The 15,591-nt window shown below is 63.0% G+C and carries 28 protein-coding genes; 6 read left to right on the top strand and 22 right to left on the bottom strand.

Translation table 11 applies throughout. The features are described from left to right. Window positions 1–4: 4 nt before the first annotated feature. Genes I6F66_RS16325 through I6F66_RS16350 form a run of 6 tightly spaced genes read left to right on the top strand, consistent with a single transcriptional unit; the run spans window position 5 to window position 4,312 of the window. On the top strand, window positions 5–754 hold the full coding sequence (locus tag I6F66_RS16325) for a hypothetical protein (RefSeq protein WP_114488114.1): 750 nt from the start codon (window positions 5–7) through the stop codon (window positions 752–754). Further along, window positions 751–1,188, top strand: a complete 438-nt coding sequence (locus I6F66_RS16330; RefSeq protein WP_114488115.1) for a hypothetical protein — start codon at window positions 751–753, stop codon at window positions 1,186–1,188. Before I6F66_RS16325 ends, I6F66_RS16330 begins: the two co-directional genes overlap by 4 nt. After that, window positions 1,185–3,026 (top strand): hypothetical protein, encoded by a 1,842-nt coding sequence (locus tag I6F66_RS16335; protein WP_197099271.1) that lies wholly within the window; start codon window positions 1,185–1,187, stop codon window positions 3,024–3,026. Before I6F66_RS16330 ends, I6F66_RS16335 begins: the two co-directional genes overlap by 4 nt. After that, window positions 3,010–3,228, top strand: coding sequence for a hypothetical protein (locus I6F66_RS16340; RefSeq protein ID WP_114488314.1), 219 nt, complete (start codon window positions 3,010–3,012; stop codon window positions 3,226–3,228). The genes I6F66_RS16335 and I6F66_RS16340 overlap by 17 nt, the downstream gene beginning before the upstream one ends. Before the next feature lie 2 nt (window positions 3,229–3,230). Next, window positions 3,231–3,809 carry a glycoside hydrolase family 19 protein gene (locus tag I6F66_RS16345; RefSeq protein ID WP_181870817.1) on the top strand — a complete coding sequence of 193 codons (579 nt, stop codon included), beginning with the start codon at window positions 3,231–3,233 and terminating at the stop codon, window positions 3,807–3,809. Beyond that, window positions 3,806–4,312, top strand: a complete 507-nt coding sequence (locus tag I6F66_RS16350; RefSeq protein ID WP_114488316.1) for a lysis protein — start codon at window positions 3,806–3,808, stop codon at window positions 4,310–4,312. Before I6F66_RS16345 ends, I6F66_RS16350 begins: the two co-directional genes overlap by 4 nt. 175 nt (window positions 4,313–4,487) lie before the next feature. Here I6F66_RS16350 and I6F66_RS16355 read toward each other — a convergent pair whose 3' ends face one another. The 22 genes from I6F66_RS16355 to I6F66_RS16455 all read right to left on the bottom strand — a co-directional run bounded on the left by I6F66_RS16355 (window position 4,488) and on the right by I6F66_RS16455 (window position 15,561). After that, window positions 4,488–4,706 (bottom strand): hypothetical protein, encoded by a 219-nt coding sequence (locus I6F66_RS16355; RefSeq protein ID WP_114488317.1) that lies wholly within the window; start codon window positions 4,704–4,706, stop codon window positions 4,488–4,490. After that, a complete protein-coding gene (locus I6F66_RS16360; RefSeq protein WP_114488318.1) occupies window positions 4,703–5,245 on the bottom strand; it encodes an HNH endonuclease signature motif containing protein in 543 nt (180 codons plus the stop codon). The genes I6F66_RS16355 and I6F66_RS16360 overlap by 4 nt, the downstream gene beginning before the upstream one ends. Continuing rightward, a complete protein-coding gene (locus I6F66_RS16365; RefSeq protein WP_114488319.1) occupies window positions 5,242–5,538 on the bottom strand; it encodes a hypothetical protein in 297 nt (98 codons plus the stop codon). The genes I6F66_RS16360 and I6F66_RS16365 overlap by 4 nt, the downstream gene beginning before the upstream one ends. A gap of 262 nt (window positions 5,539–5,800) precedes the next feature. Beyond that, a complete protein-coding gene (locus I6F66_RS16370; protein ID WP_114488321.1) occupies window positions 5,801–6,421 on the bottom strand; it encodes a hypothetical protein in 621 nt (206 codons plus the stop codon). Further along, window positions 6,418–6,630 carry an excisionase gene (locus I6F66_RS16375; protein ID WP_114488322.1) on the bottom strand — a complete coding sequence of 71 codons (213 nt, stop codon included), beginning with the start codon at window positions 6,628–6,630 and terminating at the stop codon, window positions 6,418–6,420. The genes I6F66_RS16370 and I6F66_RS16375 overlap by 4 nt, the downstream gene beginning before the upstream one ends. After that, window positions 6,624–6,851, bottom strand: a complete 228-nt coding sequence (locus I6F66_RS16380; RefSeq protein ID WP_114488323.1) for a hypothetical protein — start codon at window positions 6,849–6,851, stop codon at window positions 6,624–6,626. The genes I6F66_RS16375 and I6F66_RS16380 overlap by 7 nt, the downstream gene beginning before the upstream one ends. Then, window positions 6,848–7,195, bottom strand: a complete 348-nt coding sequence (locus tag I6F66_RS16385; RefSeq protein ID WP_114488324.1) for a hypothetical protein — start codon at window positions 7,193–7,195, stop codon at window positions 6,848–6,850. The genes I6F66_RS16380 and I6F66_RS16385 overlap by 4 nt, the downstream gene beginning before the upstream one ends. A 192-nt stretch (window positions 7,196–7,387) precedes the next feature. Further along, a complete protein-coding gene (locus I6F66_RS16390; protein WP_114488325.1) occupies window positions 7,388–7,615 on the bottom strand; it encodes a hypothetical protein in 228 nt (75 codons plus the stop codon). Further along, window positions 7,612–8,097: a hypothetical protein gene (locus tag I6F66_RS16395; RefSeq protein ID WP_114488326.1), complete on the bottom strand. Its 486-nt coding sequence runs from the start codon at window positions 8,095–8,097 to the stop codon at window positions 7,612–7,614. The genes I6F66_RS16390 and I6F66_RS16395 overlap by 4 nt, the downstream gene beginning before the upstream one ends. After that, window positions 8,078–8,338: a hypothetical protein gene (locus I6F66_RS16400; protein ID WP_114488327.1), complete on the bottom strand. Its 261-nt coding sequence runs from the start codon at window positions 8,336–8,338 to the stop codon at window positions 8,078–8,080. The genes I6F66_RS16395 and I6F66_RS16400 overlap by 20 nt, the downstream gene beginning before the upstream one ends. Continuing rightward, a complete protein-coding gene (locus tag I6F66_RS22785; RefSeq protein WP_267907111.1) occupies window positions 8,335–8,460 on the bottom strand; it encodes a hypothetical protein in 126 nt (41 codons plus the stop codon). The genes I6F66_RS16400 and I6F66_RS22785 overlap by 4 nt, the downstream gene beginning before the upstream one ends. A 93-nt stretch (window positions 8,461–8,553) precedes the next feature. Further along, window positions 8,554–8,835, bottom strand: coding sequence for a hypothetical protein (locus tag I6F66_RS16405; RefSeq protein ID WP_114488328.1), 282 nt, complete (start codon window positions 8,833–8,835; stop codon window positions 8,554–8,556). Next, on the bottom strand, window positions 8,835–9,554 hold the full coding sequence (locus I6F66_RS16410) for a DUF3310 domain-containing protein (protein WP_197161732.1): 720 nt from the start codon (window positions 9,552–9,554) through the stop codon (window positions 8,835–8,837). The genes I6F66_RS16405 and I6F66_RS16410 overlap by 1 nt, the downstream gene beginning before the upstream one ends. Window positions 9,555–9,628: 74 nt before the next feature. Continuing rightward, window positions 9,629–11,050, bottom strand: a complete 1,422-nt coding sequence (locus tag I6F66_RS16415; RefSeq protein ID WP_328588000.1) for a DEAD/DEAH box helicase — start codon at window positions 11,048–11,050, stop codon at window positions 9,629–9,631. Next, on the bottom strand, window positions 11,047–11,457 hold the full coding sequence (locus tag I6F66_RS16420) for a nucleoside triphosphate pyrophosphohydrolase family protein (protein ID WP_114488330.1): 411 nt from the start codon (window positions 11,455–11,457) through the stop codon (window positions 11,047–11,049). The genes I6F66_RS16415 and I6F66_RS16420 overlap by 4 nt, the downstream gene beginning before the upstream one ends. Before the next feature lie 9 nt (window positions 11,458–11,466). Then, the gene (locus I6F66_RS16425; RefSeq protein WP_114488331.1) at window positions 11,467–11,811 is read right to left on the bottom strand and encodes a hypothetical protein; all 345 of its coding nucleotides are present in this window, start codon (window positions 11,809–11,811) and stop codon (window positions 11,467–11,469) included. Then, complete coding sequence (locus I6F66_RS16430; protein ID WP_114488332.1) at window positions 11,808–11,993, bottom strand: hypothetical protein; 186 nt, start codon at window positions 11,991–11,993, stop codon at window positions 11,808–11,810. The genes I6F66_RS16425 and I6F66_RS16430 overlap by 4 nt, the downstream gene beginning before the upstream one ends. Further along, complete coding sequence (locus I6F66_RS16435; protein ID WP_114488333.1) at window positions 11,990–12,199, bottom strand: hypothetical protein; 210 nt, start codon at window positions 12,197–12,199, stop codon at window positions 11,990–11,992. Before I6F66_RS16435 ends, I6F66_RS16430 begins: the two co-directional genes overlap by 4 nt. Next, window positions 12,196–12,471, bottom strand: coding sequence for a VRR-NUC domain-containing protein (locus tag I6F66_RS16440; protein WP_114488334.1), 276 nt, complete (start codon window positions 12,469–12,471; stop codon window positions 12,196–12,198). The genes I6F66_RS16435 and I6F66_RS16440 overlap by 4 nt, the downstream gene beginning before the upstream one ends. Continuing rightward, entirely contained in the window at window positions 12,468–13,028 is a 561-nt protein-coding gene (locus I6F66_RS16445; protein WP_114488335.1) for a 3'-5' exonuclease, read from the bottom strand. The genes I6F66_RS16440 and I6F66_RS16445 overlap by 4 nt, the downstream gene beginning before the upstream one ends. Before the next feature lies 1 nt (window position 13,029). After that, a complete protein-coding gene (locus tag I6F66_RS16450) occupies window positions 13,030–15,135 on the bottom strand; it encodes a DNA polymerase I (RefSeq protein ID WP_114488336.1) in 2,106 nt (701 codons plus the stop codon). A gap of 225 nt (window positions 15,136–15,360) precedes the next feature. Continuing rightward, window positions 15,361–15,561: a hypothetical protein gene (locus tag I6F66_RS16455; RefSeq protein WP_114488337.1), complete on the bottom strand. Its 201-nt coding sequence runs from the start codon at window positions 15,559–15,561 to the stop codon at window positions 15,361–15,363. Window positions 15,562–15,591: the final 30 nt, after the last annotated feature.

The raw sequence follows: 15,591 nt of genomic DNA on the forward strand, positions 1-15,591 counted from the left end.
CGCCGTGGCCGCACACAAATATTGGCGTGCCAAGCTGATGACGGCCCCCACGCTGTCCACGCTTGAGCTGTCTGAGTTTCACCTGTTCGACGGCGCCACGCGCGTCGATGCGGCGGCCACGCTGACGGCGAGTGCGGCCCCCACGGGTCCGCTGACCAACCTGTCTGACAACAACACGGCCACAGGCTGCTACTGGAGCACCGGAGGTGATGCGGTGGTGCTGACATGGACGTTTCCAACGGCCGTACAGGTTACAGGCATTGAGCTGGGCGCGCGCACCACAGCCTCTCGATTCCCCACCGCTCTGGTCTTGCAGGGGGGAGATGCCGTAACAGGAACGGGTCCTAGCCCAGAGTACACCACACTGATGGGGTTTGGTGTGAAGGCATTCGCCTCTGCCGCCAAGACGGGGGTCATGCTGCAAGCTGTGCAGCCCACGGACGGTGGGGTGATCTACAGCGCGTTTGACTTTCAGACACCCAGCGGCATCGGCCGCGTACCCTACGACGTGAAGCGAGAGATTCTGCCCGCCACCACGCCGAAGACGTACACCCCGCAGTTTGCCAAGGTGCGCCTGGTGCGTGACATTGACGGCAAGGTGATCCGCGAAGAGTGGTCGGACCCGACCACGGGGGAAGGCGCGTTCGAGGGTGTGGACGAAAACTACACGTACAGCGTAATCGCCATCTACCCGAGCGCCGATTTCCGCGCCGTCATCGCCGACCGCATCGAGCCCGAGGGCTACCCAGGATGACCACGCTGGCACTCTCGGCTGCTGCGCGCGCGGCTGCGCTCGTGTCAGCTCGACCTGCTGTGCTGCAGGCTCTGATCGACCTGGCCGACGCAGGCTCTGGTCCCGCGCAACTGGAAATCTACGGCACGACGCGCCCGGCCACCTCTGGTGACGTTCCGGGGGGCGCCGCCCTGGCAACCTTGGTGCTCACGAAGCCGTGCGGCACGGTCGAACTGACAGGGATTCTGCTCACGCAGGAGTCTGTGATCGGCGACCTGATCGCAGTCAACGGGGCAGCGGTGTGGGGCCGGCTGGCAACCAGTGAAGGTGACCCCATCGCCGATGGCGACGTGACCGACATGGCGGGCGACGGGCCGTTCAAACTGGACGGCGCTGACGGCGTGAATCTCTACGCAGGAGGCCGGGCGATACTGGGCGCAACGGCGCTCTCATGAGCACGAGCCTGATCTTCTCGGCCGCCCCAACCACTGGGCTGCCGGTACACCTGGTGTTCGGTGATGAGCCGACAGCCGACATCCCGAGCGTTGCCGTTTACGTCGAGGGGGTCTTCGACCTGGTAGCGGATGACGTTTTCGACCTGACAGGCGCGGTTGCGTTTGAATACGTGAGCGGGGCCGAGCGCCCCGACGTGGGCGAAGTGCGCTCTGTCTACCAAGGGGCCGCTGCGTCCCAGGAGCCGATGCGCGGTGTGTGGCAAGACAGCACGCCTCTCGTTCCCCACTGGCAGAGCCGTTGGCAAGACGCAGACCCCGTTGAGTCGCCCACCGACCTGCGATGGCAGGACCAAGAGCGCCTGCGCAGCGACAGCACGTCGCATTACCAGGAGGCGGCGCCCCTGCAGACGACACTGGGTTCCGAATTTCAGGACCAAATTCGACTGCGCAACGACGCCTGGGCTCGATTCCAAGAAGCGCTGGGCATACAAAGTGCGCGCACGACCAAGTTTCAGGACACCCTAAACGACCGGCGAAATTCAACCGCAGGGCGTTTTCAGGAAGCCGTCGGATACTGGAATTCAATTCTGGAAGGCTACCAAGATGCGCTGCCGTTCGGTGCACTGCTCGCCGGCCGATACCAAGAGGCCATGCCACCACCGGCGGGTATCTGGGTTCGGCCACCCGTGCCCGGACCGGACCCGTGCTACCTGCCTTCGTTGCCGGTACACCTGGTGTTCTCCGAGGCGCACGTCGATGCCGCGCACCTCGTTTTCATTTGCGAGCGGCACGGTGGGCCAACACCGGGCGGCACGGTCGTTGTCCCGATCAAAGAGGTCTACCTGGTGATCAACAGTGCAGTTCTGATTCGAGTTGAGGGTGCGGTGCCGATCCCCACGCTGTCCATGTCCATGTCGCTGGACGTGGACTCGTGGACGTGGAGCTTCAGCGCCTCCGTACCAGGCTACGCGCTGGCCGACATTGAGCCCGAGGACGGCGTGCCCGTGGACGTGCAGGCGACGATCAACGGCACGCCCTACCGCTTCATCGTGGAGTCTATCTCCCGCGAGCGCACGTTCGGCCGGAGCGACCTGCGCATAGGTGGCCGTGGCCGCGCGGCGGTGCTCGACGCCCCGTACGCGCCGATCATGAGCTTCGGCAACGAGTTTGGCCGCACGGCTGAACAGCTCATGAACGACATCCTGACCGACAACGGCGTGCCGCTGGGCTGGGACGTGGAGTGGAACCCGGACGACTGGAACGTGCCTGCGGGCGTGTTCAGCCACCAGGGCAGCTACATCACCGCGCTGAACCAGGTGGCCGGGTCGATCTCGGCGTACCTGCAGCCCCACAACACCGACGAGGTGCTGCGGGTCCTGTCGCGCTACCCCGTGGCGCCGTGGGACTGGGCGGGCGTCACACCCGACTTCGAGCTGCCATCGGCGGTGATGAGCCGCGAGAGCATCGAGTGGCGCGACAAGGCCCGCTACAACCGGGTGTACGTCATGGGCCAGCAGGTTGGGGTCAACGGCCGCGTGACGCGAGAAGGCACCGCTGGCGACTACCTGGCGCCCACCATCATCGACCCGCTGATCACCGAGGCGGTGGCCGCGCGCCAGCGGGGTATCGCCGTGCTGTCCGACACAGGCCGCATCGCCACAGTGGGCCTGCGCCTGCCGGTGCTCGCTGAGACCGGGATCATCGCCCCGGGCAGCTTCGTGCGCTACTTGGATGGGGGCATCGAGCGCATCGGTCTCACGCGCAGCGTGCAGGTCGAAGTTGGGCTGCCGTCTATCTGGCAAACCTTGGGGGTGGAAACACATGTCGAACCTGTTTAGCCGGTTCCAGAAGCTGATCCCCACCTACCCGTTGCGCGTGGGTGAGGTGATCGCCTATGCCGACGGCGTTGCCACCATCCAGGAGCAGGGTGGTATGGCTACTGCACGCGGGGAGGCCACCGTGGGTGACCGCGTGTTCTTCCGCAACGGCGCAATCGAAGGCCCCGCGCCGGACCTGACCATTGAGATTATCGAGGTATGACCATGACCTTCACGGTTGAACAACTCGCGGCGGCCACCAGCGCGCCGTACGGAAACGCGCAGACCTACCACCAGCCCCTGCTGGATGCCATGGGTCGATTCGACATCTGCTCTCTGCAGCGCCAGGCGGCGTTCCTCGCCACCGTGGCGGTGGAGTCGGCGCACCTGTCGGCGGTGGAAGAGGGCCTGTACTACAAGGACGCCTCACGGTTGGCGCGCATCTACCCCCGCGCGTTCAAGAGCATGGCTGACGCCGAGCCATACGCACGCAACCCCAAGGGCCTGAGCGAACTGCTCTACAAAGGCATGCATGGCAGAGGTTTGGTGCAGCTAACTTGGCGCAAAAACTACGAACGCGCCGGCGAGTCGCTGGGGTACGACTACGTGGGCAACCCCGCGCTGGTCACCACGCCAAAGCACGCCGCGCTGACGGCAGCCTGGTACTGGCACGACGCCAAGTGCAACGACCCGGCCGACAAGGGCGACATGACCGAGGTGACGCGGCGGGTGAACGGGCCAGCGCTCATGCACCTGGCCGAGCGCAAGGCGCAGTACGAGACTGCGCTGAAAGCACTGACATGATCGGGCTGCTCAAATTCTGGCGCGAGGCGCTGATCGTGGTGCTCCTGCTGGCGCTGGCCGGGCAGCAGGTGAGGGTGGCCGGCGAGAAGTCGGCGCATCAGAAGACGAAGGCCGACAACGCCGAGGTGCTGCGCGTGTTGGCCGACAAGACACTGAAGGCGTACCAGGCGGTGGTCGCCGAGGACGATGCGCGCAAGGCGGCCGTGGCCGCTCTGGACGAGAAACACACGAAGGAACTGAACCATGAAAAGCGCAAGCTGGAAACTCTGCAGTCTGATGTGCGCGCTGGCCGTGTCGGGCTGCGGATCAATGCCAAGTGCCCCGCCCCAACCGGAACTGGTGTGCCCCAAGCCCCCGGCGCCACCAGCGTGGTTGATGCAGGCGGCCCCCGACTTACTGACGCCGCTGAACGGGATTATTTCAGTCTCCGAGCCGGGATTGAAACTGCCCGCCAGCAAATAGCGGGGCTGCAGGATTACGTCAGGGGTGTTTGCCTGAAGTGATCAGGTTCAGGTCGTCCCTGCGCCACCCACTCTGCGTATAGTGCACGAAGTTTGGGGTGGCGCAGTGCCCTTCTCCAGAACGATCTCTAGGCGAGGACGAACACCTTGTCACCGCGAATCTCAACCACAGGGTGTGGGTACTGCTTGCGAAAAGCCACACGACGTTGATGCGAGTTCATACCTTCCTCCGACGCTTCGGCAGCGGGCACCACGCCTGCCAGAACGGATCACCGTGGTAGTCGCCGTATACCGCCACGCCGCCCGCGCCGAGCAGTTGGACCTTGGCGCCGCGAGGGCACGTGGTCATGTCCTCGTTCCAGAACACGTCGGTGGCGACGGCCACGGTCTGGTCGGCGTTGAGCTTGTGGGCCGGTTGTTCTGCTGTTTCGGTCATAGCGTGTTGCTTTCGTGCAGTTCTCGTTTTGCCGCGAGGTAGGCGGCCGATGCGGCTTCAGGTGTTGGGAAGCACCCCAGATACTTTCGGGCGCCTCTGGCTGCGATGCGCGCCATGTAGGGGTTGGGCAAACCCGGACGAGGCATCTTGAACACACCTATCGGTAAGTCTTCCTTCTTCCCGCGCATGAGCGCCCTGCGATTTTCAGCGTTGCCCATCGGGCAAACGACACGAAGGTTGTCCAATCGGTTGTCATATTTGTCGCCGTTCCGGTGGTCGATAATCCCGTTGGGCCAGTGACCATGTGTGTAGAACCATGCGACACGATGACTCCAGTATGTTTTGCCGTCGATGCGGATGTTGGTGTAGCGCAGTGTTGAGCACCCTGCAGGGCGACCGGCATGCTGCGTGTTCCAACTGCGCCATCGTCTTTCATCGCCGTCGAAATCTTCGAGGCCACGGGGGTGCCACGTGAACACGCCATTATCCGGGTCGTAGTGCAACACCTGTCTCAACCGCGCCAGTGAAATCCGTTTCATGGATTAACCTCGTAAATCAGTAGGTTATAGTTGCGCGCAAGAGACACAAGATGGTCGTTTCCCCCTGCACACACCAATGCGTCTGAGTGGAAAACAAGTGTGTAGTTCCGCGCCCGCTCCCGGGTTTCCACCGGCTGCATCGGGCAGATCGGGTAGACATCGACGGGCAGGCGGCTGCCGCGCGGCGGGTGGGACAGGCCGTTCGTCACGAAGCTGGTCGGGGTGATCCCGGCCATCAGTTCGGCATCGGCCAGGTGGTCGGCGGTTACGGGGCCGTGGAGGATCACTCGCATACGCGATACCTCACGATGTCGCCAGGGCGGCCGGTGTGACCCCAGTCAAAAGTTTGACCCTCACCGCGCGTCTGTCTACCCGAACGGGGCTGGAGGGCAACGACGACACCGGAAGCTACGGGACACGCACCGCCGGCCCAGTCGATCCACTCCGGCACACGCCCCACACCCTGCACCCCCTGGATCAGCCGCAGCACGCCGTCGATGTCGGGACCGCGCGCGGTGTACTCGGCGGTGCCCACTTGGAATTGGACTTCGTAGGTCATGGCTTGACCACCTTGTAGGCGACGATGTTCCGGTTGCGCAACTCGCCTGCGGTCCAGTCGGATTCCGGGGTCGTGTACGCTTTGTTGTCCCGTTCGGACCGGAACAACCAGCCCGCCATTGGTGTGTTAGGTGGCAGCTCGCGCGGGTGGCCTTCCACCCAGTCGCCTGAATCGTCGGGATACCAGGGGGTGGTGTCGGCCTTCGGCTCCATCATGAGGGCCGCCCACTTGACGAAGAACTCGCCAATCACCTTGATCTTGTCGTCGCCGCACTGCGCGCCGAAGAACTCTTGGTTCTGCTGTACCAGGCCCATCGCGGCGTTGAGGTCGCTGGTCGCTTGGAGCCAGAGGTTTTCGTAGATGGGCGGCTCGGGGTCTTTGCGCAAACCCATGTCCTGCGCAAATTTTTCGTTCTGCTCTGCGAACCCAGCCAAATCGCCCTCCGGCGCTTGCCCAGTAAGCGCTCGCAGCTCTTCTTTCAGGAGCGCGTCGAGGTGGACCTGCAGCGCGGTGCGGGTGGACTCGGGGAGCCCCGGGCCCATTACGGGCGGGCGAAGCTGGTTGGTGGTGCATTCGATGGCGGTACGGATGCGCGCGGTCAGTTGGTCGAGGTTCACATGGTGCTTTCTCCGACTCTTCGCCGGGGTTTGGTGTTTTGTTCGGAACGAGCCCACCTGTTGAACCCATCCATGTCGATCAGCAAGCGCCCATCCGGCGCCCGCACGTACTCGCGGCCCTCGACCCACACGCCGTCTTCGATCTTGCGGGCCAAGGCCTTCTCAGAATAGCCAGTCTCCTGGCAGAACAGGGGGATGCGTTTTAGCATGGTGCCCCCTTGACGTGCGGAACGCCGCGTGCTGTGGTCAGCGAGGCGATCAGCGCGTCGAACGACGCACCAGCAGGCGCTGGGTTGATCTCCAGCAGTTCCGTCGCCATGTCCTGCTGGGCCGCCTTCCACACCTTGCGCGCCACTTCCTTCGCTGCCGGGTTCAGCGCCACGCGCGCCGGGTTGCTGGTCCACCAGGATTCGAATCGTTTGTCGTTCATGGCATTGCCTTTCCAATTTCGGCGGCGGCGTGGGTTATGGCCCAGCGAGTGGCGGCGTGGGGGTCTGGAGTTATGTCGTACTCACGGTAACCAAAGTCGCCCTTGATACCGATACCCACCGCGTTGTCAAAGACCGTCACCGACATGCGCAACTTCACCGCCAGAAGCAGGGCATCGCCATCGTTGACGAGGGGGTTCCAGTAGCTCGTGATCGCACCCCGGCGAGAACCCAGTTCTAAGCACACACCGACTTCTTTATCCACCACGGTGTAGTTACAGAAATTCGGGTTCCGCAGGTTGTGCATGGCCTTCGCAGCCAGCTCCAACATTTCGTCTTCGCTCATCGCACACCTCCCCGCAACCGCGACTCGCGCACCCACCCGTCACGGCAGGCTGTGTCGCACCACCGCTGGTCGTCGGCAACGATCTCGTCGCAGTACAGGCACCGACCGGTGGCCGTGGGGCCAGTCGGCTTGCGGCTGGCTGCGAGCAGGTAAGGGGCCTCGCGCTCGGCGCGGTCTTGGCTCAGGTCGGCGTCATCCACGCTTCACCCCCTTCTTGACAGCCGCCTTGCGTGCTTCCTTGAAGAAAGCGAGGTCTGGCGACTTGTTCTGCAGCTTGGCGTTCAGCAGGCCCAGGCGGATGACACCTTGGATATTGGCCGCCGTGTTGTTGAGTTCGTGGGCCACTGCTGGCTCCACTTTGCCTGCGCGGATGTCTTTGTAGAGACCCGTCAATTCATTGGTGAGTGCTTCGAGGTTCATGGTGCGACTTTCTGTTTTCTGAGTTCACGTTTGATCAGCATCTGGGTGCGGAAGATCGGGAGCACTTCGTCGGGCACGTCCTTGCTGGTCAGACCGACAGACCCGTATCCGTGCGCCACGATGCCCCGAACACTGGCATCGTTGAGGTCCTGCCAGCGCTGGGCTTGGTTTGCCAGTCGGCGCTCGCGGTGGCGTTCATAGTCTGCGCGCCGGAGTTCCGCTACACGCTCGGGGTTGGCCTCCCTCCATCTGCGGACGCATTCGCGTTCCTTTTCTGGGTTGGCCTCGCGCCACGCTTTGTTGCGAGCAAGAATTTCCTCTTTCTTGCGCCGGTAGTAGTCCTTCTTTTGCACGCTGACCTTGTGCTTTTTCCAGGTGAGTAGATGCGCGTCGTGTAGCACCGTCGGGTATCCGGTCATCCACGCTGGCGGCGTGTAGTACTCCGGCGCGAGCATCGAAGCGTCAAACTTGCGTCTTGGCATGTTGGCGCTCCAAAATCGCCGCATCAATCGCCTCGCGAACCGTGGGCTTCTGCGCGCCGACCTGACGCACAGGCGTGCCCTCCAGCACGGCGAACTGCCCGTCGATGCACATGACCTTCCACTGGTAGGTCTGCAGCGCGTCGAGGCGCAGCTTGTTCAGGTTGGCTTTGTAGAGGTGGGCGACGAAGCCCAGGCCCAGCAGCGCGAAGCCGATGAGGCCAAACCATTCGATTGGTGTCATTGGTGTTTCTCCAGGCGCTGGCGCACCATCTTGAAAGCGGTAACGAGGATGAAGAACGCTGCTCCGGCACCGAGGGCAAGCAGCGTCATGCCGATTGCAAAAATCCATTCGAGTGGGGTCATGTGCTCTCTCCTTTGTTGACGACCAGCAGTGCGGCGATGCACACACCGATGAAGACGCCTGCGAACAGGCCGACTGCGAGGCCGATGGTGAAGTCATCCATGGGTGGACTCCTTGTGGAATCGGATGTCAAAGTCCGCAAGGGCGTCGTCTGCGTGTTTGGAGCTGCCGAATTTCAGTTGAACGCCGATCCAAAGTTCCTTGCGATAGTCGCGCTGGGGGATCACTTCGAGCGGTTCGAGCATCTGAATCTGGCCGGGCTTGAACATCTCGGCGAGGTAGGCTTCGATGGCCGGTGCTACGCCGTCATGTGCACTACCCGGGGCGTCATAGAAAGCCATCATCGCCTTCCGTAAGCACTCACGGTTGAGTTCCATCACACACCTCCTTCCGTCTTGCCCGCGCCGTACTCCAGTTCGAGCAGGAGCTGGCAGTAGTGAATGACCTTGCGCACGTCGTCGGCGCCGTGCTTCTGGCGGTGGCGCGTGATGTACTTGACCACGTTACCTTCGGCGAAGCCGAGCTTGTTGGCGTGGATGTACTCGATGGGTTGGATGGCGCAGTCTTTGTAGTGGGTGCCGCCGACCTGCACGTCGAGCGCGTTGGGCACCATACCGATGGGCAATTCAGCCTTCGGCTGCTCCGTCCACGCTTGGCCGTCGAACGTCCAGCCGAGGGCGCTCAGGGTTTCTTCGGCGAGGGTGGCGCTGTCGGAGGGCTGCGGGGCTGCGGCTTTCTCGGCCACTTTGTAGGCGGCGATGTCTGCGTTACCGCAGTGGTTCCACATATATCTGTCGGCAGGACCGTGCTTGGTCGAGCGGCCGATCCTAACTTCGACCACCTTCCCGCGCGTTTCCGCCGGCTGCTCACCGCCGCGCCAGATCGTGAAGCCGTTCTCGTCCTTGACGAGTTCGATCAGGTCGCTGTTGCTCTCTCCGTCATAAAACTCAGCGCCAGTGTCGGACACCGAGTCGCCGTTTTCGAGGTCCCACGGCCAATCGTCGTGCCCGTCGTTGCTGACGACTTTGCGCTCTTTACCATCTCGGCAGCGCCACACCTGCCCCACCTTGATCTCAATGCCATTTACTCCGACCATGATTGCCTTTCGGTTGTTGATGGTAGGAAGTTTAGCAAACGCGCAAAAACTGCGCAAGGGGGTTGTGAGGGGTTTTAGCGGGAAATTTTCATGGCTTCCATGAGAGCGTCTTGGATGGAGGCTTTTGTGCGCAGGCGCTTCACGACAACCTCTTCCAGCGTTCCGGCCGCAATGAGCCGATGGACGTACACCGGGCGGTTGTACCCGCTCTGCGCCTGGCGGGTGGGGCCCAGGCGCTCGACCATCTGCGCGCTGGCCTCAAGACTCCAGTTGCTGGAGAAGAAACACAGAATGTTGCTTCCGTGCTGGAGACTCAACCCGTGGCCGGCGCTTTGTGGGTGGGCCACGAGCATTTGAATCTCACCCGCGTTCCAGCGGTCGATGATCTTCGGGTCGGCGCCGAGGTGCACAGCCTTGGGGAACGCCTTCAAGATGCGCGCCAGGTCGCTCTTGAAGTGGTACGCACAGAGCACTGGCATGCCTGCTGCCTCTTCGACCACGCTCTGCAGCGCCTCGATCTTGGCGTCGTGCACCAGCGACCATGCGCCGTCAGCGTCGGTGTAGAGCGCGCCAGAAGCGATTTGTAAAACCTTCTGCGAGAGGGCTGCCGCGCTGAAGGCTTCGATGGGCTTGCCTTCCAGCTCCACGAACATTTCTTGCTCCATTTTTTTATAGAGCTTCATGGCGGCCGATGGCATCTCAACCTTGATGTCGTTCTCGATGAGTTCGGGTAAGTCAAAGTAGTCGCGCGCCTCCAGCGCGATGGTGATGTCTTTGATGGCTGCGCGAATTTGTTCGTCCGCAAAAGGTAGCGGTTCAATCTGTTGCTTCTGCGGGTCGCTTCCCGGGCGGGCGCGGAACCAGCGGTGGCTGAAGGCAGTGAAACTGGTTCCGAGGCGTCGGCCGGAATCCAAGAAAAAATACTGCGCCCACAAATCTTCCAGGCCATTCGGAGCGGGCGTGCCAGACAGGCAGATGAACCGAGTGGCGCGGGTCAACGCGACGCGGGCCAGGGCTTTGGCGCGCTTGCCCCCTTGGCCGGTGAGAAACTTCTTGCCGGACTTGCTCGTCTGGATGCTGACGCGCAGGCTCTTGAGTTTCGTGCTTTCGTCACAGACGATGCAATCGAACGACCAGTTGGCGCCGTGGTACTCCACCAGCCATTCCAGCACGTCGTAATTTGCCGTAACGATCACCGCGTCGGAGCCAATGGCGGCGCGGCGCGTATCGGCATCGCCGACGGCCACGGCGATCTTCATGTGCCCGAAGCTGGCTTTGAACTTCTCGATCTCACCGGGCCACGTGCTGACGGCCACGCGCTTGGGGCCGAGCACGAGCACGCGCTTGACCTCACCGAGCAGCAACAGCATGGACAGGGCCTCCAGGGTGGCCGGCCCTTTGCCGGTTCCCATGGACGCCGCCACGAAGCAGCGGGGGTGGTTCAGGATATGATTGGTGATGGCGGGCTGATAAACCCGAGGGGCGTAGCGGGTCACAGGAAAGGCGTGAGGTCAGGCTTGATGTACGACTGTGGCTTGGCAATCTTGCCGTTGGCATCGAACACCGGCTTGCCGTCAACGAATTTCGAATAGTTGCTCCGTGTGACCTCGGCCAGCGCGCCCTCGATGTCCAGCCCGAACATGTGGGCCACGCCGACGGCGGTGACGATCTGGTCGCAGATGGCGTCAAGCAGTTCGGTGCGGTCTGGTTGCATCACGCCCGGGAACTCGCTCTTCATGTAATTGGCCCACAGTTCGACGTTCGCCGAGGTGTTTTGGAAGCCCAATGCCGTCAGCATCTCGGCGAACTCTTCCGCGTGGCAACCGAGCTGTACGGCGCGGTTTTTGTCGGTGGGCTCCGGTACGGCAAGTTGGAACCACTGTTTGATGCGGGGAATTGTCATTTCGGTCTTTCAGTTGGTTGAGGAAACAGTGCTGCCCGCCAGGCGCTGCACCATGTCCAGATGCTGGGCCTTGCTGCGGTAGGTTCGCGCCCGTTCGGCGTCCGTCTTACGTTGCCGCTTGGCGTCGCGCCCTGGGCCGATCTTGTAAATCTTGATGGAGTCCCGGCCGCGTCCGTCTTTGTCCCATGCGCAGATGTGCGCGGCCTTGGCGGCGTGGAGTTCGCGGGTGTACTGCAGGACGGTGACGTAGTGTAGGCCCGTCAACTCGGCCAGGGTGCGGCAGTCGTGAACGCCCTCCAGCATGTGCAGGATCAACTGCGCGTAGGTCAGGGCTCCCACTTTCACTTGCTTCATTGCTTGCTTTCAGAGTTGATCTTCTTCACCGCCTGCGCCACCACCCAGCGAGTGCTGCCCATGCTGATGACGATCTCCGCCTGGGTGAGCCCCTGCTTGCGCAGGGCGGCCACGCGGGCGAGGTTGATGGGTTTCGTCTTGGGGCCGCTACCAGGGCGCGTACCGCCGTGGGTGTTCTTCATACCGGCACCTTTCCTGTTGCGTGCAGCACGGCAGTCCACACACCCTTGTCCGTGGGCGCCTGACCCCATTCCTCGGCGTAGCGGTTGTCGATGAGGTTCTTGGCGATGGAGCGGGCCTGCGCCTCTTTGACCCCCAGCCGCTCGGCCAGTTCGGCGCGGGTGGCGGGCAGGTGGGCCAGCGCTTTGTTGATGGTTTCGTTTCTCATGGTGCTTGGTCGATCACGTCTACGGCGAAGCCCATGGCACGCAGGCGGTCGTGCTCGCGCACTTGGCCGGGCCGGGGCTTCTTGTTGGGCGCCTTGTACTCCGCAAAGCGGAAGTAGCGGGCGACGATCTCCTGGTGCTCCGGTGGCACCGGGAACAGCTTGATGCGGTCGGGCACGTTGGCGCGGCCGGGCGACACGAACTTGAGGCTCAGGCCGCCGAGGGCGGTGGTGGCCTCTTTGTCGGCGCGCTCGATGGTGGACTCGCGGGTCATGCAGGGGCTTTCTTGTTGCGGTTGGCGATTTTGAACAGGTGCTCGACCTGGAACTGCGCGTCGGCCAGCGCGTTGTGCGCGCCGGTGCCCTTGTCGGCGGGGTTGTACTCGATGGCCGAGTACATGTTGCGCACGGTCCGAAAATCTCTTTCATTTGTCCAGTACCAAGGCGTCTTGATGTCGGCGCGCTTGTAGGCCCCGCCGACGATGGTCAGATCGAACGCATTCGAGTTGCCCCATGGGCGCACGTCCTCGTGGCGGCAGGTCTCTTTGATCCAGTCGCTGAAGTCCTGCAGCACCTTGCGGATGTCCTGCCCGTTGAAGCGCACGCCGTGGCGAGCCTCATCGCTCTGCCCCAGCCACCACAGGAACGCGGACGGGTCGATGGTGCCACCATCGCGCACGCTGGTCGCCAGGTGCACGGTGCGCAGGAACGTGGGGCCCAGGGTCTGCGTCTTCATATCGAAGAACACTGCGCCGATGGACATCAGCGCTCCGGTGGGCGGGAGGCCCGCAGTCTCTGTATCAATCATGAGATCGAAAAATTGGGTGGTCATATCAGCCCTTGTAGTAGCGAGTGGTTTCAAACCCGGCGGCCGAGAGCGGCAGGCCCGGGGCCCAGTCGGGGTTCGTGGACAGGATCGCCACGAGGCCGTCTGCGTCGTATTCAGGGGTGTCGGGCACTTCGGTCAAGCCTTCGTCGTGCACGCTGAGGACGGGCAGGTATCCCTTGTCCTCGGCCACTTGCAGCGCTGGCGCCAGGATGTCGCGCGAGGTGGTTTGGCAGACGTTGCCGGTCATCTTGCCTCCATGTGTGAACACCTTCACCCACTGCCGCGTGGTCTTGCCTTCCTCGGCTGCCTCGCCGAAGTAGGCGATGGTTCCGTCGTCCAACAGGTGCGGGTGGAAGTAGGTGATAAGCCGCCCGCTGGGCAGCCGCACGACCATCCAGCGCTGACCCTTGTGGGACACGCAGCGCACCTTGATGTACTTGCCAACAGGAAACACCACGCCCCAGTTCCGGAGGGCGCTCTTGGCCGCGTTCTGCAGGTCGTACCAGAAGGCTTTGGTGGCAGGGTGGCGAGCGCGCCAGGCGAGTTTGCACGCCTCGCTGGCGAGCCATTCGGTTTCGCTGATCTCCAGCGACTCCAATTGCGGGCGGCCCCACTTGTTCAGGTTTTCGTGAGCTTTGGCGATCAGCGCGGGGGACACCTGTTCCTGCAGAGTGCCCCAGTAGTCGGCCATGCGGACGTTGTAGGCCGCCGCGAACTTCTGGTAGCCAGACACACCGCCCATGTACCCGCTGGCGAGGTCTGAAACTTTCCCTAGCGAGTCGCGGATGTACTTGGGCACCTCCATGGCCGGCACGCCGGTGATGATGGAGGCGGTAACCTTATATAAATCGGGCCCACGGCCAGCGTCGTACTCCCGGAACGCCTGCAGCTTCCATTCTTCCCCGGCCACCCACGCGAGCATGCGGCCCTCGATGTTGGACAAGTCCGCCACCACCAGCTTCTTGCCGGGAGGGGCGATCACGCAACCGCGCAGGGCCGCCGCACCGAACAACATGAGGTTGTCGAACATCAGGTCGTGTGCCCCGGCCTTCAGGCACTCGATGTACTGCTCGACTGCGGTGGGCTTGGGGAGGCCACGGCTGGGCAGATTCTGGGGTTGGAACATACGACCAGCCCAGCGGCGGGTGCGGCTGGCCCCTGCGAACTGCAGGCCCCCACGGAAGCGTCCGTCGGCCGCCACGGCGGGGTCCAGTGCGGCGTACTTGGCCGTGCTGGTCTTGTTCGACGCCATGGACAGCTCCATCAGCTCGGCAAGACGTGGGTCGATCTTTTCGCGCGCCTTCAGCATCTGGGTGAAGGTGTCCTTGGTCGTGTCCTCCAATTCCACACCGAACTCATTGAGCACGAATGCCTTGAATTGGTCGCGCTGGCTCGGCCGGTCCACCACGCCGCGCGTCAGCTCGCGGAACCGCACGCCGATGCGCTCCTTCTCTACGATGGCCGCCCGTGCACCGGCGCGTGTCAACTCCTGGTCCACCTGGAACCCACGCTCGTTGATCCGTTGGTCGCAGTGCCACTCTGCAATGGCCGAGGCGTCCCAATTCCAGGTGGGCGTGCGGCGCACGCACTCGCGCATGGCGGTGATGTCGTCGGCCGCGTAGACCTTGAAGCGCTCCCACTCGGCGGGGTGTGTGAGCCGCGTGGCGCGCTGCACCTTGCGGTTGGCTGGCTGGGGGCGGGTGAACAACTGGATGAGCTTCTTGCCCTCCTTGTTCTTGGCCTGGTCCTCGGGCACCTTGAGCACCGTGCACAGGTCACCGAGGCTGGCGGGCAGCGCGTGGGACAGCGCCTGAGCCATGCTGCAGCGCCAGCGGGTCAACTCGATGCGGGGGAGGTGGGCCTGCCGTGGGCCGTTGTGGATGGCCTTATCGAACGCAGCGTTGTGCGCGATGACTTCGGGGGCTTCGGCCATCGCATGGCGCAGATCGTCGGGCAGCGGCTCGCAGGTGCAGTCCCAGACCTTGACCGGGCCGTCGTCAATCGCGTAGGAGACCAGCAGGTCCTCGGCGGTTTCCGCGTAGCGGTAGGTGCCGACTTCTTTCAGGTCGATCTCGCACCACGTCTCCCTATCAAGCCACAGTCGCTGCATTCAGTTCTTTCTAAATTTCAAAGTTCAATGACCGTTCCCCAAATTCCCGCTTGTGTCGTTGCCGGCCTCCAGCGGTTTGCGCATGCACTAGGTGTAAAACGTCCACGGGCACCTGGTGTTAGCCATAAGGGGCGAGTTACCGGGTGGTCAGCCCAGCGAAAGGAGGCGGAGGCCCCGTTGTGTATCCCTTTGGAGAAGGGCGGCAAGCGCCCCTCTGCGAAGGGTTTACTTCGGCTCTTGCGCGCTCATCGCGGCCTTGGTGCCCGCGGGCAGCTCGGTCACGGTGATGGTATTGCCGCTGTGCACGTACAGTTCGACGGCCTCGCCGGGTGCAAGCACGTGAGCGGGGTTGCCATTGCTCTCGGCGACTTGGGCTTCGTACGGCCCACCGTCGGTAGGCACTTCGATTTTGATTTTCAGGGTCATTTCAGTCTTTCAGAAAACGGGGCCGAAGCC

This window comes from Pseudoalteromonas sp. NZS100_1 (assembly GCF_015864285.1).
Classification (GTDB): Bacteria; Pseudomonadota; Gammaproteobacteria; order Enterobacterales; family Alteromonadaceae; genus Pseudoalteromonas; species Pseudoalteromonas arctica.